The 21,443-nt window shown below is 38.6% G+C and carries 20 protein-coding genes and 1 pseudogene; 8 read left to right on the forward strand and 13 right to left on the reverse strand.

Annotated elements, in window-relative coordinates:
• The first annotated feature begins 23 nt into the window (after positions 1–23).
• Complete coding sequence (locus tag F8C76_RS01585; RefSeq protein WP_152130161.1) at positions 24–2,840, forward strand: M16 family metallopeptidase; 2,817 nt, start codon at positions 24–26, stop codon at positions 2,838–2,840.
• A gap of 192 nt (positions 2,841–3,032) precedes the next feature.
• Here F8C76_RS01585 and F8C76_RS01590 read toward each other — a convergent pair whose 3' ends face one another.
• The 5 genes and pseudogenes from F8C76_RS01590 to F8C76_RS01615 all read right to left on the reverse strand — a co-directional run bounded on the left by F8C76_RS01590 (position 3,033) and on the right by F8C76_RS01615 (position 8,512).
• Positions 3,033–3,536 carry an ecotin family protein gene (locus F8C76_RS01590; protein WP_152130162.1) on the reverse strand — a complete coding sequence of 168 codons (504 nt, stop codon included), beginning with the start codon at positions 3,534–3,536 and terminating at the stop codon, positions 3,033–3,035.
• Between the two features lie 1,053 nt (positions 3,537–4,589).
• Positions 4,590–6,044, reverse strand: coding sequence for a nitrilase-related carbon-nitrogen hydrolase (locus tag F8C76_RS01595; protein WP_152130163.1), 1,455 nt, complete (start codon positions 6,042–6,044; stop codon positions 4,590–4,592).
• Positions 6,045–6,127: 83 nt separating this feature from the next.
• Positions 6,128–6,991: a helix-turn-helix domain-containing protein gene (locus F8C76_RS01600; protein WP_170283935.1), complete on the reverse strand. Its 864-nt coding sequence runs from the start codon at positions 6,989–6,991 to the stop codon at positions 6,128–6,130.
• Positions 6,992–7,145: 154 nt separating this feature from the next.
• Positions 7,146–7,408, reverse strand: a pseudogene (locus F8C76_RS18935) (transposase); the annotation flags it as partial.
• On the reverse strand, positions 7,409–8,512 hold the full coding sequence (locus F8C76_RS01615) for an alkene reductase (RefSeq protein WP_152130166.1): 1,104 nt from the start codon (positions 8,510–8,512) through the stop codon (positions 7,409–7,411).
• Between the two features lie 10 nt (positions 8,513–8,522).
• Here F8C76_RS01615 and F8C76_RS01620 point away from each other — a divergent pair, with 10 nt between their 5' ends.
• Complete coding sequence (locus F8C76_RS01620; protein ID WP_152130167.1) at positions 8,523–9,479, forward strand: AraC family transcriptional regulator; 957 nt, start codon at positions 8,523–8,525, stop codon at positions 9,477–9,479.
• 101 nt (positions 9,480–9,580) lie between these two features.
• On the opposite strand, the gene F8C76_RS01625 is transcribed toward F8C76_RS01620, so the two are convergent.
• The 6 genes from F8C76_RS01625 to F8C76_RS01650 form a co-directional block, all read right to left on the reverse strand.
• Positions 9,581–9,925, reverse strand: coding sequence for a VOC family protein (locus tag F8C76_RS01625; protein WP_152130168.1), 345 nt, complete (start codon positions 9,923–9,925; stop codon positions 9,581–9,583).
• 179 nt (positions 9,926–10,104) lie between these two features.
• Positions 10,105–10,578 (reverse strand): hypothetical protein, encoded by a 474-nt coding sequence (locus F8C76_RS01630; protein WP_152130169.1) that lies wholly within the window; start codon positions 10,576–10,578, stop codon positions 10,105–10,107.
• A gap of 155 nt (positions 10,579–10,733) precedes the next feature.
• On the reverse strand, positions 10,734–11,351 hold the full coding sequence (locus F8C76_RS01635) for an SRPBCC family protein (RefSeq protein ID WP_152130170.1): 618 nt from the start codon (positions 11,349–11,351) through the stop codon (positions 10,734–10,736).
• Between the two features lie 77 nt (positions 11,352–11,428).
• Positions 11,429–12,286, reverse strand: coding sequence for an ester cyclase (locus tag F8C76_RS01640; RefSeq protein WP_152130171.1), 858 nt, complete (start codon positions 12,284–12,286; stop codon positions 11,429–11,431).
• 85 nt (positions 12,287–12,371) lie between these two features.
• Positions 12,372–13,202, reverse strand: a complete 831-nt coding sequence (locus F8C76_RS01645) for an alpha/beta hydrolase fold domain-containing protein (RefSeq protein WP_170283936.1) — start codon at positions 13,200–13,202, stop codon at positions 12,372–12,374.
• A gap of 86 nt (positions 13,203–13,288) precedes the next feature.
• Positions 13,289–13,738 (reverse strand): DoxX family protein, encoded by a 450-nt coding sequence (locus F8C76_RS01650; RefSeq protein ID WP_152130173.1) that lies wholly within the window; start codon positions 13,736–13,738, stop codon positions 13,289–13,291.
• Between the two features lie 684 nt (positions 13,739–14,422).
• On the opposite strand from F8C76_RS01650, the gene F8C76_RS01655 reads away from it, so the two are divergent.
• The 6 genes from F8C76_RS01655 (at position 14,423) to F8C76_RS01680 (ending at position 19,517) form a co-directional block, all read left to right on the forward strand.
• Positions 14,423–15,253 (forward strand): alpha/beta hydrolase fold domain-containing protein, encoded by an 831-nt coding sequence (locus tag F8C76_RS01655; RefSeq protein WP_152130174.1) that lies wholly within the window; start codon positions 14,423–14,425, stop codon positions 15,251–15,253.
• A 127-nt stretch (positions 15,254–15,380) separates the two neighbouring features.
• Entirely contained in the window at positions 15,381–15,794 is a 414-nt protein-coding gene (locus F8C76_RS01660; RefSeq protein WP_152130175.1) for a DUF6157 family protein, read from the forward strand.
• Positions 15,795–16,213: 419 nt separating this feature from the next.
• A complete protein-coding gene (locus tag F8C76_RS01665) occupies positions 16,214–17,059 on the forward strand; it encodes an MBL fold metallo-hydrolase (RefSeq protein ID WP_152130176.1) in 846 nt (281 codons plus the stop codon).
• 101 nt (positions 17,060–17,160) lie between these two features.
• Positions 17,161–17,790 carry a LysE family translocator gene (locus F8C76_RS01670; protein ID WP_152130177.1) on the forward strand — a complete coding sequence of 210 codons (630 nt, stop codon included), beginning with the start codon at positions 17,161–17,163 and terminating at the stop codon, positions 17,788–17,790.
• A 43-nt stretch (positions 17,791–17,833) separates the two neighbouring features.
• Positions 17,834–18,751, forward strand: coding sequence for a methylated-DNA--[protein]-cysteine S-methyltransferase (locus F8C76_RS01675; RefSeq protein WP_152130178.1), 918 nt, complete (start codon positions 17,834–17,836; stop codon positions 18,749–18,751).
• A gap of 235 nt (positions 18,752–18,986) precedes the next feature.
• Positions 18,987–19,517, forward strand: a complete 531-nt coding sequence (locus tag F8C76_RS01680) for a cysteine hydrolase family protein (RefSeq protein ID WP_152130179.1) — start codon at positions 18,987–18,989, stop codon at positions 19,515–19,517.
• 114 nt (positions 19,518–19,631) lie between these two features.
• Here F8C76_RS01680 and F8C76_RS01685 read toward each other — a convergent pair whose 3' ends face one another.
• Entirely contained in the window at positions 19,632–20,495 is an 864-nt protein-coding gene (locus F8C76_RS01685) for a helix-turn-helix domain-containing protein (protein WP_152130180.1), read from the reverse strand.
• A 346-nt stretch (positions 20,496–20,841) separates the two neighbouring features.
• Positions 20,842–21,438, reverse strand: coding sequence for an RNA polymerase sigma factor (locus tag F8C76_RS01690; protein WP_152130181.1), 597 nt, complete (start codon positions 21,436–21,438; stop codon positions 20,842–20,844).
• Positions 21,439–21,443 lie beyond the last annotated feature (5 nt).

The following is a 21,443-nucleotide window of genomic DNA, read 5'->3' on the forward strand; positions in this document are numbered from 1 at the left end:
GGGGCCCTATCCATCTTTCCACTATGAACAGTTTGAAAACAAAAATCACCCTTATAATGGGTGTGGTCCTTGCCGTGCAACTTTGTGCGCAATCCACGCCGCAACAAAAATTATTGGATTCCACCATACGCCATGGCATTCTTGAAAATGGCATGGAATATTACATAAAGAAAAATGATATGCCCAAAGAACGCGCCAGCTTTTATTTGGTGCAAAAAGTAGGGGCCATTTTGGAAGAGGACCATCAAAATGGGTTGGCCCACGTACTGGAACATTTGGCATTCAATGGGTCTGAAAATTTCCCCGGAAAAGGAATGCAGAAATTTTTGGAGCGCCATGGGGCAGAGTTCGGTAAAAGCATGAATGCCTACACGGCACAAGATGAAACAGTATACAATATCACCGATGTTCCTGTAAACCCTGCCGTACTGGATTCTTGTGTGTGGATACTGCATGATTGGTCAGGGAACCTCTTGTTATTGCCAGAAGAGATCGAAGCGGAACGCAATGTCATTCAAGAGGAATGGCGGGCCAAGAACAACGCACAGTTCAGGATGGAAGAAACGGTAAGCCACATTAGACACAATAATTCCAAATACGCCAAGAGAAATGTGATAGGCGATATGGACATTGTCCTGAATTTTCCACACACATCCATTTTGGATTTTTACAAAGATTGGTATCGGCCCAACCTTCAAGCTGCCATCATTGTTGGGGATTTTGATGTGGATGAAATGGAACAGCGCGTAAGAACCATACTCTCAACATTAAAGAACCCAAAGGATGAAAAAGAGAGGGAGGTATATACGGTCCAGGACCATAAAGGCCTTATGTATGGAGTGGCCACAGATTCCGAAGCAAGTTTTCTGAGTTTTGAATATACCATGAAGCACGATGCTGTTTCCAACAATAAAAAGGATAGGGAATATATTATTGGGAATATGAAATCGGCATTGGTAATGCAGATGATGAACCGTCGTTTCAAAGAACGGTTGATGTTGCCCGGAGCCTCATTTACACAAGCTAGGGCGGGTTACTATTCCTTTATTCAAAACAAGGATATATTCACTGTGGGCGGACTTTTAAAGGAGGACAATATTCAAAAAGGAATCAAAGATGTATTGGTGTTGGTTGAAGAAGCCAAACAAGCTGGGTTTACACAGAGTGAACTGGAAGTGGCCAAGACCAATCTATTGAGAGGGTATGAATACCGGCACAACATCAGTGAGAATATATCCAATGATGACCATGCCAAGGGTATGCAAAGTTCTTACCTGTACAATGAACCGTATCTGTCCACCGGGCAGCTATTGCTTTTAGCGGAGGAATCGGTTCCTTCCGTTACACTTGATGAAGTGAACGGGCAATTGTCAAAATGGGTAACGCACAACAATGCCTTTTTTCTTCTCAAGGGACCAGAAAAAAAAGAGTTGGTATACCCCACTAAAGATGAAATTCAACACATCATTGAAGAGGCGGTCACGGCAACCTATACAAAAAAGGAAGAGCAAGATGGAAATATCACACTCCTTGCAAAAGAACCGGTTAAAGGTAAAATAGTATCCAAAAAGATCCTTGAAGGCTTTGAAAATGGAATCGCATATACGTTGTCCAATGGAGCGGAGGTTTGGATGGTTCCCACGGACAATGCTAAAGACGATGTACATTACTTGGCCATCAGTAAAGGTGGGATGTCCCGACTGGATACTGATAAGATCTCCTCGGCCAAACATCTGGTTCCTTTGGTACTGCAATCCGGTCTGGGCGTCCATGACCAAAATCAACTTACAAAGGTGTTGGCAGGAAAGGCCCTGAAGCTGGAACCCGATCTTGGATATTATACGGAAGGATATAGTGGAGGTTGTGACCTTAAAGACTTGGAAACATTACTTCAAATGCAATACTTGTACTTTACCAATCCACGCTTTGATCTACAGGCATTTGAAGTATATAGGGATAAGACGCTTTCCTTTTTAGAAAACCAAGCCAAGAATCCCAGATCGGCATTCAACGATACCATACAACAGCTTATGACGGACCACAGTCCAAGAAGACCATTGAACTCTCACGAGCTTCTGAAGAATAGAGTAGATTTTGAAGACATACAGGAAGTCTATAAAGAAAGGTATGGTAATGTTTCCGATTTTACCTTTGTTTTTGTGGGTTCAGTCACTGATACCCTGTTAGAGCCCCTTATTGAAAAGTATATTGGTAGCATAACGGGGAATTCGGCCAGGGAAAATTGGGTGGATCATGGAGTGTCCCCTCCAAAGAAAAGTACCAAGAAGCATTTTGCTTTTCCAATATCCATTCCCAAACACACCAATTATGTCGTGCATTATTCAGATACCTATCCCTATGATCCTGGGAACAACATTGATATGGAAATTTTCAAAACGATATTGGATCGCAGACTTTTCCATAAACTTCGGGAAGAAGAGGGGGGTACGTATGGTGCACGTATCGGGGTAAATTATAGTACACGACCCAGACCCAATATGGCATTGTCCATCTTCTTTGACTGCAACCCGGAGAAGGGAGCTGAACTACTGCGGTTGGTATCGCATGAAATGAATGACCTATTGCGCAATGGGGCCACCGAGGATGAGTTTGCCCAAGCGAAGGAGGTACTGATAAAAAATAGACAGGAGAACCTGAAAAAAAATGCCTACTGGTTACATATGTTGAAAGAATATCAATTGAACGGGATCAATGAATTAGCTGGGAAAAACTATGAGGATATCCTCAGAAAGAATACCGTTGTGATGTTCAATCGGAAAATCGGGAAACTCTTGGAGCAAGCAGAGGAATATGAAGTAGTGATGAAACCCAAGGGATGATTCCTTTTTTCTTGTAATCAGAAGCAAAAGGCCCACTAAAAGTGGGCCTTTTTAATGGTAGAATAGGCAAGATACCTTCAATGGGAACAATTTTCACGGGAACTGTCGTTTTCATCCCTATACACTTCAATCCCCTCTGGTCAACTTAAAGGACAAGGTATAGGCAATTCCTCCATCCCCAAGGAGAAGAATCTATTGGGGCTTGACTTCACTAGCTTGATACACATCTCCTTCTGTTTGGAATATTTTAAACTGCACGTCGCAGTCTTTCGGGACATAGATGACAATCGGTAACCTTCCATTGTACCGCACCGTTTTGGATTGAGCGGAAATAAATTTTCTGACCATTTCTTTGTCGAGACAGGCCATTTCGGTGGACATGACATGTCCTTCTGTGTCAAAAACAAAGTATCCGTATCCCCACCCCTCAAGATTTTTTTCTTCTAGGGTACCCATAAGTCCATGTTTATTACAGGAATCCACTTCCATCCACTTTCCAATGACAAACTCTATTTTCTTGTTGGCATCGTTATCTGAATGGGGGACCTCGATCACCATTTGTTTGAACCCTTGTTCAGGTTTGGGAAATATTGATAGGTCAATCTTTGTCAAGGATGTTTGTCCCATGGTCATAGTGATAATGCTTAGAAATGTAATTGAAAATAATCTGATGGATCGGTTTGAAATTGTTTTCATAAAATTCTTTTTTGGCAGTTACTCAATATCTGTGCCAAAGAACGGCTAGAAGGGTAGCAGGCTTATTGGGAAGAAGGTTTTAACGCCAACAGGATTTTTGGTTTTAGGGTATTTGTACTGATATTAAGGGAAGTTGATTTAAGGAATGGATAAGGGTGATATGAAACCTTTTTAAGGTTATTGATTTATGTCAGTACCTGTCTGTAATCAATTTTACTGGCTCAAAAAGTGACTGCTTACAGGACATCTTCTAAATAGGGCCTGGTTATTGAATATTAGGGCCATGTACAACTCTCTGACGGATACCTATAGAATCGAACCTATGTTTGTAAGACAGGGGGAGGAGCTCAAAGAGGAAAATTATGGAACTTGGCCCTTGGAGAAATATAAATAGTCGAATGTACCACGAAGAACATATTATCAAGATCTGTTCTGGGAAGGAAGCAACTACAAGTTCAACAAAGTGGTGGATATGATCTGTGAGACCGATTATGTTGATTGTTAAGGCCTTTGACAATGGATGACTCATTCACTTATCCATAAGAAATATCGGATTTGATGTTTAAAGGGAACAATCTGGTGGAGTTTCCAGGGGATTGCAAGTTTTCCTAAAAAATAGCTGCGATGATAAGTGGACTACAGACTTTATATCTTGGAACATGAAAAATTGATATAGAGCCACTGGTCAAAATCCTCAAATAGTGCGAAGTGGGCCTCCTGTTTTATCCTAGGAAAAGTCCATGAATGGGTACTTTCTGTATCAGAAAAGACATGGAAATCCGTTTTCAAAAAGCAGCTTGACCTTTGCAGTGAACCATAATGGCGTATTGGAGGTGAAGCCATGCAAATTTATGCATTATCCAAAATTCCATTTACAAAGATCTATCTATATTGGTTTTCAAATCCAAGGGTGTACAGGGTTTTCATTAAAGAAAATGTAAGTACGGCTATTTTTGGGTTCACTCTGACGGACCGATCCAACTCTCCTCGTATTCTTTAAAAGTTCCCAAAATACTGTGCTTTTGGAAGACATGTTCACAGGATAATTCCAGATTAAATTACTTTCCCTCGATATAGGAGTACAAATAACAGGACAACAAAGGCGGCACAATTCATAAATCCAAACCAATCACCAAACTTGGCATACAGGGTGTTTCCCTTGGATAGAGGGACATTTGCCAGAAGACTCGCCTGGGTTTTATCGGAACAACTTACTTCTGAAATGACCCTTCCAAAACGATCGTTTACCGATAACAGTCCCTGTCTGGCCGATCGGATTTGGGAAAAGCCGTTTTCAACACTTCTCAAAATGGCCATTCTGGAATGCAACCACTCATCCGCAACAAAGTCCCAAGCTGGCACAACCAATAAGTGGATATCATTGTATCGGTTTATATAATCTGGAAAATCAAGGTCCTTACATATGGCCGTCCCCATCCTCAAACCTTCATATTTGAAAATCCCTGGGCTGTTACCTGGGCTGAATTCATCTTCCAGACCCTTGATAAGCCTTGATTTGTCATAGTGAGAACTGATTTCGCCACCCGTTCCAATCACAAGTACCGAGTTTCTTGCTGTATTACTCCTGTAGTTGGTATACCCTATAATCATGCAAATACGGTTTTGTCTCGAGATTTCTGAAAAAAGGGCAAGTACTTCCTTTTCATTTTCCTTTGTGATGTTCAGTGCCCTTTCAGGTAACAATACGATTTTGGCCCCCTTTTCGGCAAGCTCATTTGCTACATCGGCATACGCCTTGGCTGTCTGCCATTCTTGTGCAGTATCGGGTTGTTTCGTGAAATGGTGATACCTTTCATCAAGTACGGCCAGACCTGCTACAACGTTGGGCCCCTCATCAATTTTTTGGGAGAGCTTGATGGAGCCGTATAGAAGTACCATTAGGGAAAATATAAGGGCAGTCGATACAATTTTGTTGAAAATAGGTCTCTCTTTATAATGGTAAAAGCATAAGGAAAGGGCGGCCGCAACAAGACAAAGATGGAAGGTAATTCCCAAAATTCCCGTGATGGATGCCAATTGGACCACAGGGAGATAATTCATTTGTGAATATGCTATACTTCCAGCACTGCCATCGGGGGCGAATTTTAGCGAAAGGAACTCAAATACGGAATAGAGTATGGGAAATGCAAAAACGGAATACCACTTAGGGACTTTCAGTGAAAACTGTCGGAACAAAAGAACGATACTTGCAAAAATGAAGGAAGCAATCGTAAAATAGATCAGTACGGACGTTATGGATAAAATTGGAACGAGATAGGTATACCAGCACAATTTTCCAATAAAAAATGCAAAAAAGGAAGCAAGGAACGATGTCCACCCAGGGAATTTTAAAGAGAGGAGCAAAATAGGTATTGGAGCAATCCACATCAAAAGACCAAACTCGCCGGATAGATCATTGGCAAAGTACCAAAGGCCACCTGAAGAGAGCGTGGACATGATTATATGGATGATGGATTTTCTCCAGTTTTGGGTTTCAGGCCGGTTCATAGGATGCTTTTGCTTGTATGATTGAGATAAGGGGTAAAGCTAGGAAGGGTCTTTATGGATAAATTGTATGGATTGGACATGTTTCATCCTTTCGTGCCCAAACGATATAGGAAATTGGCAAGTAGGGGAGTTTCCCTAAAGAAGTTGGAAGGGTTCATCCCGGTAAAATTGTAAAACTCCCTTATGAAATGGGATTGGTCGTAAAATCCCAAACGGTAAGCGTTATTGGTAAGGGAGCCATTACTGTTGTCCATTTTTTCCAAAGCATTCCTAAATCGTATGATTTTAAGAAAAACCCTTGGGGGAAATCCCAAGTATTTTAAAAATACCCTTTCAATTTTCTTATAGTTCCATCCGTGTTCCTTTGCCAAAGAATGAATTGAGGTCTGTTCTTCGACCCTATTGTTCAGGGATTGGATGATTTCCTGCAAGATATACCAATCATGGGTAGGTGGTTTTATTAGGTCAAAAAGGCAATGCTCAATGTCTTGGATGAAATTATTGTCGATTAAAGGGGGAGTGTTATCCAATAAGGACATTTCACCACATGTCAAATAATCGGAAAGCTTTAGAATCCTATTGCTATACTCCTTGGCTGAAACCTTTATAAAAAGGGGCATGCAACCATACCTGAAACGTATGCCGAAAAATCTGAAACCTTGGCTGATTACAATGCGACTTACCTTATTCCGTTGACCTAGGATTATTGCTCCGGGCTCCATATGATCTGCACGGTCCTCTTCTGAATTGTACCAAACAAAAGAAGTGTCCGCTTGAATGATTTCCGTTCTACCTCCAGGTACCAATATTTCTTCAATGTATCCATCTTGCCCTGAATTCCCTTGGCATACCCAAAAGCATTCGATATAGGGTCGAAGCTTGGGGCCGGGTGTTATTTCCTTGTAGTCGAGATTGGAAGCCGTTGTGTAATATGCGGGTTTTGGCATTTCGAAAAAATTGGACGAGCTGTGGTCTAAAGCTAACCATTTAAATCCAATGGTAATGACCATGGAGGGGTTCATGAAAAGGATCTCAACCTTTAGGGAATACCCTGTCGCCATCTCCATTAAGCCATGTACTTCCTCCATTTACCCTAAACCATTCTGATTTGTTTTTGAGCACCCGGTTATGGAGCAACAGTTCGGCCACCGTTTCCTTGAATTGGGAGTTCTCCCAACGGAGTTCCCTTACCTCACTGGTATTGGCCTCGCGAATGGTGTCGCCCATCAGTCGTTTTTTCCTGCTTCAAGAAAATCCTTGCTCCAAAGGTAGTACAGTGCCGGGGCAATGCCCTCGCGCCTACAGATGCGGGATACCGATTCCTCGCCCTTGAGGTCTTCCAGTACGATACGAATCTTTTCCTCCTAGGGCAATTTATCATTATCATATAATACAGGATAATCAATATAACCATTTTCCCCACCATGGTAGAAGGTATCCTTATTGGGAATGGCCAACGGAGCATTATGTCTGATACGCTCTACCAAATCGGGGTTGGATATATAGGGCTTACCAAAACCAATAAGATCGGCCAGATTGTTCCTTAACGTTATTTCTGCTGATTTTGGACTATAACCCCCTGTAACTATAAGAAGATTTTTAAATCGTTTACGGACTTCTTGAATGTAGTTTGTACTTATAGAGTAATTTTCTTTTGAACCGATATTTGAAAGGTGGATATAGAGAATATCCATTTTTGACAATTCATCCGTTATATATTGATGGGCTTCAAATTCCTCATTATATGTGGACAGGCCATTAATTTCTGCAAAGGGAGAAAGCCTAACTCCTGTTCTCTCTTTACCTATGGAGGCCTGTACACCCTCCATTATTTCCATAAGAAACCTGCTTCGGTTTGTTATATTTCCCCCATAGGAATCAGTTCGATTGTTACTTTTGGGGTTTAGGAACTGATCTATCAAAAATCCGTGAGCAGCATGTATTTCAACCCCATCAAAGCCCAGTTCCATAGCATTCTTCGCTGAATGAATGAATAATTGAACCAATTCTTGCGTATCTTCAAAACTTAAAACTTTTGGTTTTGGCATTGGCAAATAAGTTCCTTCGGAAGTAAGTATGGTTTCATTTGCTGCATAATCGGAAGGTGCTACCAAAGGCATCCTATCTTTATGGTTTAGAGGATGTCCGATACGACCGGTATGGACCAATTGGACAAAAATTTTCCCATTTCTTTTGTGTACGGCTTCAATGACTTTTTTCCAACTTTCTCTTTGTTGGGAGTTATAAATTCCGGGAGTGTTTAAATAGCCAATGGCATTGGCCGCTATAGCTGTGTTATCGGTTATTATTAAACCTGCGGACGCCCTTTGCCCGTAATAGTTGACCATTGCGTCACTTGGCACACCATTCATAGCTCTACGCCTGTTCATTGGGGCCATTACAATTCGGTTTGAAAATGAAAGTAGTGATGTGTGTAATGGTGATAATATTTTTTTTGATAAAGCCATAATTGTTGTTTTGGGAATCAAAATTAGATACTGCGGTAATGACAGGCCATTTACAAAAAAGGGTTTGTTTTGTATATTTAGAGGTGTGAATGATAATATATTATATAGCCCTTTCGATATTCATGTTTCGGATTTGGAGCAATGGAACAACCTCCCAAGTATATCCCATTTCTTTGAAATCATTCATATTATGGAAGGTGAGGGGACTCGTGAGGTAAATAGAAACAAATTTCCTTATGCGAAAGGGAACCTGTTTTTGTTCACTCCATTGGATTGTCGAGGATTCGAGAGTGTTGCACCAACCCGTTTTTGTTCCATTCGCTTTTCGGAATTCTTCTTTTCCCAATGTAAAACGGCATGTGAAATAGAAAAAATAAATGTCTGGCTAAAAAGGTTAGAACAGATATTTTATCATCATAATCGTTTTGAGCAACTACAACTTACCAGTACGTCGGATTGTCAAATGATTACTGAGCTTGTTCATAATATGGTAGAGGAATATGAGCATAAGAAATCCTATTACAGGGAGAATATTCAACATTTCATAACCCTAATCCTGAATATTCTGGCCCGAAATGTAACAGATGAAAATAGTATTGTCATCAATACGGGAGATACCGAACCACTAATTAATAAAATGTTGGTGCATATTCGCCAACATATAAATGAGCCTGAAAAACTGCGTATAGCATATCTTTCCTCTAAGTTTAATTTATCTACAAATTATGTCAGTGAATATTTTAGGAAATTTACAGGAGAAAGTTTGCGACAATACACCAATAAATATAAATTGAGTTTAGTGGAACAAAGACTTATATACAGTGAATTGACAATTGGACAAATTGCCGACGAGTTTGGGTTTACGGACGAAAGCCATTTGAGCAAACAATTTAAAAAGCATAATGGAATAAGCCCTATGGAATATAGAAGAGAAAATCAAGGGTCAATTTACTCCCATGATATATGAAAAGAAGTTCTTATTAAATGTCAATACGAGTGGTATTTGATATTGGCAACTTGATATATTTTATTCACGCACAATACGGTGACTTCGGGTGTATTTTGTGATCAGCACACTACTTCAACGGCAAAACCGCCAGGTGCCACCACTATAAATGATAGGCCATGACCTCGTTTCGGCGGCTTGATGACAAAACCATCTTTTGTCAAACGTTCATATATTTTCAATACTGAATCTTCAGATTCTTGTATAAAACCAATATGCGTCGTTTGGGGTGTTGAAATATTATTCCCGGTTTCTTTGAACAGGCTAAGAATGGTTCCACTATCATCCATTAAATGGGTAATCTTATGGTTATTTTTCCCAATACCCTTCATTCCAAAATATTTTTCCAGAAAAATCCGGGCCGCAGCTACCTCTGTAACGGTTATGCCAAAATGGTTAAGCTTCATACTTTTATATTTGATTGCCGATCATTTTACTCGTGATCTCGTTTTGATGATGTTTGCAGGGAAGTGAGTGGGTTGTGGTCCGTAGATATCGTAAGATATCGCTGTGAATCTGGTCATTTGATGGATTCTCTTACTTTTATCAAGGTGCCCCATGACACCATAATAGGTGAGTTTGATTTTTACAGTTCCAATAATAACTCGGATCCATTATAAAACCCTTTCCTATCGATTTGAATCATCCCCGAAAAGTTCCTTTGAAAATATTGCATTAGTTTTCCGTTCACATCATGACCCTTGTCTTTCATTGCATGTATCGGCAATTGAACACAAATTATGTACTTTGTTCTCTTTAAGTGTCCAATCACTTTTTTCTTTTTTAGCTCATAGAAGTTTGGTGTGCCAATATATCCCAATAGCTCTTCCAGTTCCTCTTCCGCAAGTCCATCCGAATTTCCAACTAAGTTCAACTCAACCAAAAGCGGTGGGCTATTTTCATCATAGACCAATTCAAAATGATTCCAGTCTTTGGTTTGTAAATCCCTCTCGTTCAGATTGGAGCGTACTTCAACTCCATTAGCGGTTAAAAAGCACAAAATGTTTTGAACTGTAGGTTTGTTTTTGGTGACACAAAGAACTCTTGTATAATATCCCATTTGTTATTTTAATAAGAATTACAGCCTGTACTTGCCGGTTTTTGAGTTGAAGAGAATGTTTTCGATTCGACGTGTGGGTTACTTATTCCAATCGGATTTGGAGATAGACGAATCAACCGTAAGTTCAGCCATTCATTGCATATGCCCTGTTGGCCCTATTTCTTTTTTATCGATTCGGAAAGGCTCTTTATTTCATTCAATGTCCCCTCCCAGTTTTTATCGGCATGTACGTACATGGTCTGGTTTTTGATTTTGGAATGTACCAATTTCAATGAGGTATGTCCACCCTTTTCTTCAAGTTCAAATTTAACTTTTGAATAGTTTCCAGGTTCATCGATCAACCCGGAAAAATTGCTCCAATACGTATAGGCAAAGAGTTTATTCTTATCAAGTCCTATAATTTTTCCTTTGTCAACAAAACCTTTTCCATCCCAAGAAAATCTGAAAAGTATTGCGCTATTGATTCTCCAGTCTGATTCCACCTCGACACCCAACCATATTTTTATATATTCGGGTTTTGTCAAAACATCCCAAACCGCCGCTGTAGATGTTTCGATAGTTTGTTCTTTCTTTATTTCCATAATACTTTGGTTTTTCAATTCAAAGTAGGCCAGTGGCAATAATGTGAAAAGAAGGAATTCACATTTAGTTTTTATGCCCATTCTTCTTTTCCGGTAATGTAACCTTATATGGTTATCTCTTGGCAGTGGCCTAATCAGCCAATTGACTATTTCCATGGCTTTAAGTTCATGGGTTTCGTTACCTGTTTTCACTTTCTATGTTTTCAATATAAAAGTGAAATGACATACTTGATTTTATAGGTTATAACCGCTAAAACCTTGGCCAAGTATTACTCTTTATATGCTTTGTAAACCTCTCTTTCTCTTTGAATTCCCAAGCGTTGTGTAAAGGTTCTGGGATCAAAATTCACTTTTTTGTATTCTTCAAAGGCACGTTCCTTGGCATTTTCAAAGTGCTCTAAACTTTCCCAAAGAGCTATGGTTACCATTTTTACTGATGTGCCATCTTCATCATTTATCATTACTTCATCTTTGATAAAACCTGGAAGCTTTTTGATTACATCCCGACTAAGGGACATCTTCCCTAAAAATTCGGAATAAGCCTTTTTTGGGACAACAAACCTATCAACGAAATATACTTTTGAACTTGATTTATCTGACATCTCAATTCTATTGGAAGAGAGGTTATCCAATTGCTGCAAAAAGGAAGGTCTAGCCGTTAATATTTCAAAGTCAAGAATTTTTCCGCCTTCCAAGGTATAAATAACATATCCCGTACTGTACCTGGTATCATCTGATGTTAGGTGGTTGTTGGAATCTATTTGGCGAGTTCCCTTTATTGTTTGTTTGACAACAACTTTGTTGTCTTCGCAGATGAGTTCTTCGATAGACCATGAAGCAGTGGGAAAAATATCAATTATACCGCTAATCTCATTTTTAAATGCCTTAACCCCTACATGTCCCTTATCATTGATATATTTTTCCGATATAATCTTCGATAACTCATCCCACTTTCTTTCGTTGATTATTACATGATATAAGTGGTTGATAAGTTCTTTGTTTTGATGATGTGCTTCAATTTTTACTTCCATGGTTTTTGGTCTTGAATGTTCTGTATTTTCTTGAGCCTTTAATGATTGCAGTATTTGTATTGATAGTAGTAGTACAAGAAGCTTTTTTGGTTTCATGTTTCTCTAAGTGTTTGGATAATAATGAAAGACCATAATTTTATTTTTCTTTAAAGCGAGATCAAATGCAATAATCAAATCTGATTCAGTGGTTTAAGAACCCATTGATCTTTTTAAATAATTTTTGCGTAGGCCTAGAAGAAATATTGGTCAATGGCCAAACATGGGTCACTTCTTCAAATTCCAAGAAATCTGAATTTGGTTGGATTCCCTTTATGGTTTTGGCAAAATTTCTACCGTCGTCATAGAGTATTTCGTTTTTCCCAACCATGACTAGACATGGAGGAAATGTCGAAAACGATAAATTTGACGGAGCTACAACATTGATTTTTTCTCGACCTGCATACAAAACCGCATATTTTTTAAGTTCCGTCTTGGTCAAAATAGGGTCTTTATCTTTGTTGTAAACATAGCTTTCGGTATTGCAGTTCAAGTTCAGCCAAGGAGAGATTAAAATCACCCCATCGGGCTGGGATAGGTTGTCCTTTTCCAACTCATGGATAAAGGAAACCACAATAGCACCACCTGCGCTATCTCCTCCCACGAATATGCTTTTTTCCTTGTTTCGAGTACATACCTCTTGGTAGACCGATTTAAAATCCTTTATGCCATGGGGATATGGATATTCAGGAGCCAGTCCATACGCAACCAATATTATTTTTGTGTGCGTATTTTTGGCAAAATGGCTCATGAATGCCTTATGGGATTCAATACCTCCCAAAGCGAATGAGCCACCATGGGCATAGAGTAATATCTTATTTTGCTTTGCATCTTGTGGGCTAAAAGTATATGTCACAATCCCATTAATTCTCTCTTTATCCACTGTAACGCCATCAGAAGGAGGATAAATGGCCCCCAGACTATTGAAAAAAGTTCTTGTTTGCTTCAACTCTTCTTTAGAAATCGTTGCTTCCATAATTTTATGTTTTCGGCTTGAGGAACATGAAATGAATATTAATACAAACAGTAGTTGAGTTTTATTCTTCAATCTCCCGATCATAATCAACATTCTATCGTCTTTCCCTTTTGTGATTTTTGTACAATTTTTGCGTCCAATGAGTATCTTCCTCCACCTAAAACCATAATTGCCAAAGCAATTCCCAAAGCGAGTAAGTGATACTCAAAACCTTCTCCCTGTTGATTTCCGAACCAGTTCATGAAGAAGCCATTGCCCCAATGATAGGGTATTGCACCTGCCATGACCGTAAAAATTAAAAATGCCATTATTCTACTCGCAAATCCGACCAATAGTAACAAGGATGCAAAAAATTCTATAATCACTATTGGGAGAGCTAGAATCGGAGACAAGTCATAGTCTTGGATAAGATGTTCAATGGTACTGCTTATGTTGGTGATTTTATGATAACCGTGTGGCAACATAACGATCCCTAAACTATATCTTAAGATGGTAGGGGATATACTATTGTCAGTCTTGAATACCTTGTTCATCATGATAAAAAAATATTTATATAAGTATTGTCAATTTGAAAGACCACTCAACAGTAAACTAAAATGATCCTGAGCATCAATATTTCTACTGGTATAGTAGTTGGCAAATTTACATTTGCGTTCAATGATTTATATGTCCATATTTCGGTATAAAGGGTATGTTTTTCTTTGCGACCAGATTGCAGGTGTTTTCAAATTACAATCATATCAAACCGAAAAAAGTACTCTTTATACCGAAAATCAGATTGCTTAAAACACTACACTCCATGCTAATTTTACGAAAGGAAGGCAGGTTACCATTGCCCATTGGATGGGGCGTATCGCTTCTACTGAAAATGTGTTTGGAAGCAATGGATAGGTTTTCTATGACTGATTAATGGATGGTTGATGACTTTAAACAGATCTGTAAGTGACACCTTTATCCATATAGGCATATGACCATTATGTATTTCTAAACGATTGTATGTGGGAAGTCGATAAGATTAGGAAATTGATTCTTTCAAACGGAAGTACATGACCATATGCTATGAAAAAAATCTTGGATGTATTCAACAATCAGATAATATCGACTTAATGGCTTTAGGTAGCAGTATGGTTCGGAGTAGTTGGTCTATTGGCAAGAAATAGACCATATAAATTGGCCATAACCAATGACACTACACGCATTGTTTTAGATTATCATAAAGTATGAAACCTAATATTGATTGGCAAGAATTAGACCTGCAAAGAGAGCAATTTAACAAAATTGGAACCCTATATCCGATGGAAGAAAACGTCACTGTTTTCATGAAATCGGTTTCTAACGTTGATTGTTACTTTTTTACGCCTTCAAAAGTCTCCTCCAATAGAACGGTAATCTATTTGCATGGAGGATTCTATGCACTGGGAGGTATTGAATCCCATAGGGCTTTTGTTAGTCATTTATCCTTTAAACTGAATGCTCGGTTTATTTTCATAGAATATTCACTGGCCCCTGAATCACCTTATCCCAAAGGTGTCCAAGAAGTAGTGAATGTCTACAGGGAGCTCATTGAAAAAGGTGAAGGAAGTAACTTATTTATGATGGGAGACGGTTCAGGATGCGGGTTATTACTTCAAACGCTACATTACATTTATAAATCAAGTATATCTGCGCCTGAAGGTATTATAATGGTTTCACCATGGTTGGATTTGAATTGTAATGGTGCCAACCTCTTCTACAATGAAGAAAATGACAAAACTCTGACCATGGAAAAATCATTGAAGTATGTCTCTTTATATACCGGTTCAGATATAGAGAAGGAGTCCAATCCAATAGAAATAGAGTTTGATTCCTTTCCAAGAAATTTCATCCTTGTTGGAGATTCCGAATTGTTGTTTGAAAATAGTTTGGGATTCCATGAAAGTGTGCAGGCGGTCCAACCTCAATCTGAACTTTTTATATACAAGGGAGCGGGTCATGTTTGGCCGCTCATCGACATCGATTCAGAACATAGTCAGGAACTAATGGATGACATTTTGGAATTTCTCGAAGAATAAGGTGTTTTAAGTATGATATGGCTATCAGCCCTATGCAGGAAGAAGCCAAACAATGGTACCTAATTCTATGCAATTTAAAGACTTGGATAGAAACAGGTAATTTAATAAACCTACCAAATCAATAATTATGAAGCATACAGCAAATTACTACAATACGTTTATAGAAATAGCGGAAGATAGTAAAACTGACAAAGGAGAAATGCCACCAATAAAAGGAGGAAAGAAAACTGTGGCTAACTTGCAATTCGATATGCTTTATGAAAATCCATACAAATACACTTCTGATGATGTATTATTTGGTGTATTTGCAATCAGAAAAGAATTTGAAAAAGGAGAGATGGACGAACAAAGAGAGCATTATTTTGCCAAAGGCCAACCTTGTTTTCGTGCCTCACCTTTAACCAAATCATATGGTTGGGGAATACACAGTAACGAAGAAGGAAAAATTGCTATGTACGGAGCAGGAACAAAGGAATATAAGAAGTTTCTTTCAGACGATTCGATTAAGAAAGTGAAAGCAATGAGAAGTAAGCGAAAATAAGAAAGCCAGCCCATAACAATGGCTATGACGATAATGCCCCCTAAACGGTCCCACTACGCATAGCCGAGACCGTCAGACTGACTCAAAACCTCCCGTTTTGAGCAACGTATTCAGGTCGGTGTCTTTTGAGAATTTCCAAATACGGAAATCTCATGGAGGTAAAACGAGTTTTGAGACTGACTGCCGTTATGAATAGAACATTCTTCACTAATAGTTATGTAGGCAGGGACAATTTTACAAATTGACTCAGGCTAAATGAAGTGTAGGAATATTTTTCGTGGGTAACGTATAGCAAGAACTGGATTGTATTCCTTTCGGCGCTATTCTACATTTGAAAACAGTGCACATACATTAATCAATGTAGGAATTAATATCATCAACGATTATATCATTTAAAGGTTTTATACCATAACTAAAAAATGAAACGAAGAGCATTCATAAGGAAAAATGCAACAGCTGTCCCGATGGCTTTTGTGCCATCCATAATAAGATCTCAACAACCTGAAAATCATACTTTATCATCAAAAAATAGTAGCTCTATGAAAATACAGAGACTCGCGTGGGCGGGTATTAAGGTAGAACTGGATGCAACAACCCTATTTGTTGACGCCATTTTCGATAAGGAAACAAATGATATTGAACTGACCTGCGAAACAAAGTATAGACATGCAATTATAACACATCATCACACGGACCATTATGACCCTTCAGCACTTAAAACAGTGTTTGATAAAAACAGTCGCTTGTATTGTCATGAAGATGTGTTGCCCTGGATTGATACAAGGGACATAAGAACCCAAAGTGTCAAATTGCACCAACCTTCTGATATATCAATATGGACGGGAGATTTGATTGCAACACCAGTTCCGGCGGTAGATGGATTTGGTCATCCGCAAGTATCTTGGGTTATTACTGGTGGTGGTAAAAGGATCATTCATTGTGGAGATACATTATGGCATGGCCATTGGCGTGATATTGCCAATGCTTATGGTCCTTTTGATATTGCTTTTTTACCGATAAACGCGGCCCGTATCAAGTTGGAGGAGGTTGTTGATACTGGAATACCTGCAGTAATGAATCCTGAACAGGCAGTTGTGGCATCTAAACTTTTGAAGGCTAAAGTTGTTTGTCCTATCCACTATGGAAGACCATCAGAGGGGTATTTTGAAACACCAGACCCTGAAGGGAATTTTTTGCGTTTTGCAAAAGAGGGAAATGTCAAGCCTCTTATATTGGAGCAGGGGGAATATGTAAAGTGGGAATAATTGATCCAACAATCAGCTTGACTAAGCTACCTACAGTTGTCAAGTCTTTTTCATTGTGTGCTATGTAAAGGAACCACCCTGTTAAATTAAAAATATTGAATATGGACATTAATCTTTGGATCTCTTTTGTAGGGGCTGTATTAATTCTAACACTGACCCCTGGCCCCAGTGTGTTACTCGCTACGGCGAACAGCATGAAATATGGGGTTAAAAAAACCTCAGGAACCATTATTGGGGATTTGACGGCAAACTTGTTGCAAATTATTCTTGCGTCTGGTGGACTTGGGGCCATTTTAATTACTTCAAAGGAATTATTTATGCTGCTAAAATGGCTTGGTGTTTTTTATTTAGTTTATGCAGGAATTGGAAAAATAATTGATAAACCTAAGCAGGGACAGAATAAAAGATTTGCACAAAATAGAAGTTTTTTCAGTTTGTTCACTGAAGGATTTCTAATGTCCATATCCAATCCCAAGGCAATTGCATTTTTTGCAGCATTATTTCCATTATTCATTAGCCAGTCAAAGCCTTTCCTAGCTCAAGTGTTCATCTTGACCATTACATTTTTAATTTTAGATGGACTTTCTCTTTTGGGTTACACCTATTTTGCCACTAAGTTGAAAGGGTTCATGGAGAACAGTAAAAAAGTACATCTGCAAAACAAAATAGCAGGTTCATTGCTGATATTGAGTGGATTAATGCTCTCTATGATTAAACGTACAAATGGCTAGAAATTGAGCTGATGGAGATATTGGGCTGGAATACTTCTAATACATGGAAAACCTTAAGAAAAAAATGTGTGGCCAAAAAGATAAGATGCCGATTAAGTTGGTGAATTTCTATAGAGTGAAACAAGCTATTGAGTATTTATCAGATAATTTTAAAGAGCAACCCGACCTTTCCCTTATTGCAAATAAAATTAATATGAGTCCTTACCATTTTCAAAGAATTTTCAAGGATTGGGTAGGATTGAGTCCAAAGAAATTTTTAAGTTACCTGACCGTTGATTTTCTTCGTCACAAAATTCGGGAGACAGACAATATGATTCATGCTGCTGAAATTTCTGGGCTCTCAAGCCAATCTAGGGTTCATGATCTTTTTGTACATATAGAAGGAGTAACTCCGCACCAATACAAAACTAGGGGATTGGGAATGGAAATTGTATATGGATTCCACGGAACCCCTTTTGGACTATGCTTTATTGCTGTAACCGAGCATAAAATAGTTTCCTTAAAGTTTATTGATATGGATATGGCCGATGCCACATTGCATCTTTTTGAACAGGAATGGAACCGGGCTGATATAGTCCAAAAGCAAGAGTATACCCAAAAATTAGTGACACAGATATTTACTGCTGGAAATAGGAATGATCGTTTGGAATTATTGGTAAAAGGAACAAGCTTTCAGATTAAAGTTTGGGAGGCACTTATAAATATACCATTTGGACAAGTAGCTTCATTTCAACAAGTAGCTGAAATAATTGGGCAGCCCAAAGCGGTTAGGGCAGTTGGAAGTGCAGTTGGGGTGAATCCCGTCAGCTACTTAATACCGTGCCATAGAGTTATCGCCGGTAATGGTACAATGGGCAACTATCATTTTGGAAAGGCCAGAAAACAGTTAATGATTGGTAGGGAAGCAGTCTTCCACGACAGTGATATAACAAGTGGAAAACAATTGACCATGGGAACTTGAAAAACAAGCTGAAGAGGTACTGTATTAACCAGATCCGATTAAAAAATTAACTGCATATAATAGTTGAACAGAATCCATAGTTGCAGTTCAGAACGTGTAAGAAATCTTAATACAGGATTAAAACTGTTGGGCTCCAAAACCGGACATACCGGAGAAATTTCCCAATAGCAAGAAATGGATTGTTGAAAGCCCTTTATAGGGATAGTTTTGAACTATATTTTAAAATAGTGACATAATGAAGGCAATAATTATCGTTGATGCACAAAATGAATTCTCTGAAAAAGGAAAGCGTCCCGTTCCTGGTTTTTTAGATGCCGTAAAGGCAATTTCAAAACAAGTTGAAATCGCAAGGATTGAAAACACACCTATAGCTTGGGTAAGACATTTCAATCAGCCCCACGAAAGTCCTGCTTATATACCTGGTACATGGGGAAGCGAGTTTTATACAGGTTTAGGGCCTTTAAAGAATACAAAGTTAGAAAGGGAATTCCATAAGAATGTATATGGCGCGTTTACAGGATCTGATATAGGTCAATGGCTTGATTCATTACGCATCACAGAAGTGATCATAATGGGGTTTTATACACATGGCTGTGTCTCCACAACAGCTAGAGAAGCTATTATGCTTGGTTTAAATGTTTGTTTACATAGAGAAACTACTGGAGCTTGCGATATTGAGCATGGATTATTGGGAAAAATTGCTGCAGTTGAAGTCAGAAGGTCTGCTTTATTGCAATTGGCCAATATGGGAGCAACAATTTTATAGATTTTTGATTGGAGATATTTGTATAAAAACCTGCAGCAGGTTTTTCACACTATGACACCGAATTCTATCTAAATAAAAAGTTGTCAAAATAATCCTTGATGTTTTTTAGCAACGTTACTTCCTTCGATATTCCAACGGGGACAATTTTTCCATTTTTTTGAAAATTTTGGAAAAATATGAAGAATCTGAGTAACCAAGAATATACGATATTTCTTGGACACTAAGGGTTGTTTGCTTCAAAAGGCTTTTGGCATCAAGGATAACAACATCAATGATATGATTTTTTGCGGTTTTGCCAGTTTCGGAAAGTAAAAACTCACTTAGATATTTTGGAGTTATATTCATTTTTGAAGCATAGAAACTCACTTGTTTTTGTTCTCGAAAGAACCTGGCTACCATGGATTTAAACTTGAAAATCTGCTTTTCCTTTATGGTTAGTTTGGTTTGGTTTTCGGATAATTGTCTATAGTACAGTTTTTTTATGTATTCCAATAACGAATGTACTATACCGGGTAAAATACTGGCTTCTTTCTTAAACTGAGCCATAAATAGAAAAAAAGCCTTTATGTTTTTATAATCTTGATTTTCCAGTTTAAGGACATGGTGTCCTCCTGGCTGAAAAAAGGGTAATGAACTTAAAAAAGTGGATGTGGCAAGACCTTCCAACAATGTTTCCTGGAACAGGATTGTGTCCGTCGGTGCGTCGGAATAGGTCATCCACTGTGACACAATTCCCGGACCAAGTAATATTAAACTACTGTCTGTTATATTATAATGTTCACAAGCAATTTTTACTTGGACGTCCCCTGGTTTGGTAAGGGCTATTCCATAGAAAGTATTTCTAATGGGAAAGTCAATGGAAGCCGCTTTATACGTACTGCTATCCACCATCAAATAAGGTCGCTGTGTATCTTGGAAAAAAGTATGTTTCAAATAATCATAAACATCAAATGATGCAATATCCTTGGACTTTTTCATTTAGTGTGAATACTATAATAACAATCAAAAGTACAAAAAAACATATCTTTTAAATGTAATTTAAAGGTTAAAAACCGAAATAAATACTTTATTTTAAAGTTTAAGTATATTGATGGTTGTACAAAGTGTTTTGTTGGTATGTAGATGAATTATAACATTTCTGGCCCATCCCTCTTGCCATAAATTCGGGTAACTCAATTATATTCCACTTTTTTAAATTCAAGATTGGAACAGAAGTTTTAACCTCTTTCCTATCGATGGAACAGTTTAAAATCGGGGTTTTTCGTGAAGATACGTATACTGGGAACCGGTCCGAGCCCAGCTTCTAGCCATCCAAATTAAGGGATCAAACCCTTTTCTTCTCTAAAATGGGACCCTGTAGCAAAAGGAACAGTAAGGTATGATAGTTGTCTCCCAACTTCTTGCGAAGCAATCTGAAAGCCTTGGTAATATGGGATTCAACGGTTTTTACCGATACATCGAGGTAATTTGAGATTTCCAGATTGGTAAGCCCCTCCTTTCTGCTGAGCATGAAAATTTCCCGACACTTCGGGGGCAGGTTCTGTATTTCTTTGGTTATAATGGTGATGGCCCGCTCCAAACGGTTCTCATCTTGGATAAGGGCAATCTTTTCCAGACTTTCAAAATATTTTTGCTCTATGTTCAAGTTGGTCCGCTGCTTTTTGTATTGGTTGATGAACTCATTGTGGACCGAACGGAAGAGATAGTTCTGTAGGGAAGAGGTAATATGCAATTTCTTTCGCTTTTCCCATGTCCTAAGGAAAACGTTTTGCAGAATATCCTCGGCCATGGCAGAATCGTTGGTCAAGGAAATGGCATACCCGAACAAGCGATGGTTATAAAGATCAACCAAATGGATATACGCTGCTTCGTTTCCCTTCTTCAAGTCTTGGATCAACGACCTTTCATCAGTATGATACATGGCTA

Source organism: Flagellimonas olearia (assembly GCF_009184425.1).
Taxonomy (GTDB): domain Bacteria; phylum Bacteroidota; class Bacteroidia; order Flavobacteriales; family Flavobacteriaceae; genus Flagellimonas; species Flagellimonas olearia.

Coding starts and splice junctions, on each gene's coding strand:
- F8C76_RS01585 (WP_152130161.1), top strand. CDS start 24: ATGAACAGTTTGAAAACAAAAATCACCCTTATAATGGGTGTGGTCCTT.
- F8C76_RS01590 (WP_152130162.1), bottom strand. CDS start 3,536: ATGAAAACAATTTCAAACCGATCCATCAGATTATTTTCAATTACATTT.
- F8C76_RS01595 (WP_152130163.1), bottom strand. CDS start 6,044: ATGAACCGGCCTGAAACCCAAAACTGGAGAAAATCCATCATCCATATA.
- F8C76_RS01600 (WP_170283935.1), bottom strand. CDS start 6,991: ATGCCAAAACCCGCATATTACACAACGGCTTCCAATCTCGACTACAAG.
- F8C76_RS01615 (WP_152130166.1), bottom strand. CDS start 8,512: ATGGCTTTATCAAAAAAAATATTATCACCATTACACACATCACTACTT.
- F8C76_RS01625 (WP_152130168.1), bottom strand. CDS start 9,925: ATGAAGCTTAACCATTTTGGCATAACCGTTACAGAGGTAGCTGCGGCC.
- F8C76_RS01630 (WP_152130169.1), bottom strand. CDS start 10,578: ATGGGATATTATACAAGAGTTCTTTGTGTCACCAAAAACAAACCTACA.
- F8C76_RS01640 (WP_152130171.1), bottom strand. CDS start 12,286: ATGAAACCAAAAAAGCTTCTTGTACTACTACTATCAATACAAATACTG.
- F8C76_RS01645 (WP_170283936.1), bottom strand. CDS start 13,202: ATGGAAGCAACGATTTCTAAAGAAGAGTTGAAGCAAACAAGAACTTTT.
- F8C76_RS01650 (WP_152130173.1), bottom strand. CDS start 13,738: ATGATGAACAAGGTATTCAAGACTGACAATAGTATATCCCCTACCATC.
- F8C76_RS01655 (WP_152130174.1), top strand. CDS start 14,423: ATGAAACCTAATATTGATTGGCAAGAATTAGACCTGCAAAGAGAGCAA.
- F8C76_RS01660 (WP_152130175.1), top strand. CDS start 15,381: ATGAAGCATACAGCAAATTACTACAATACGTTTATAGAAATAGCGGAA.
- F8C76_RS01665 (WP_152130176.1), top strand. CDS start 16,214: ATGAAACGAAGAGCATTCATAAGGAAAAATGCAACAGCTGTCCCGATG.
- F8C76_RS01670 (WP_152130177.1), top strand. CDS start 17,161: ATGGACATTAATCTTTGGATCTCTTTTGTAGGGGCTGTATTAATTCTA.
- F8C76_RS01675 (WP_152130178.1), top strand. CDS start 17,834: ATGGAAAACCTTAAGAAAAAAATGTGTGGCCAAAAAGATAAGATGCCG.
- F8C76_RS01680 (WP_152130179.1), top strand. CDS start 18,987: ATGAAGGCAATAATTATCGTTGATGCACAAAATGAATTCTCTGAAAAA.
- F8C76_RS01685 (WP_152130180.1), bottom strand. CDS start 20,495: ATGAAAAAGTCCAAGGATATTGCATCATTTGATGTTTATGATTATTTG.
- F8C76_RS01690 (WP_152130181.1), bottom strand. CDS start 21,438: ATGTATCATACTGATGAAAGGTCGTTGATCCAAGACTTGAAGAAGGGA.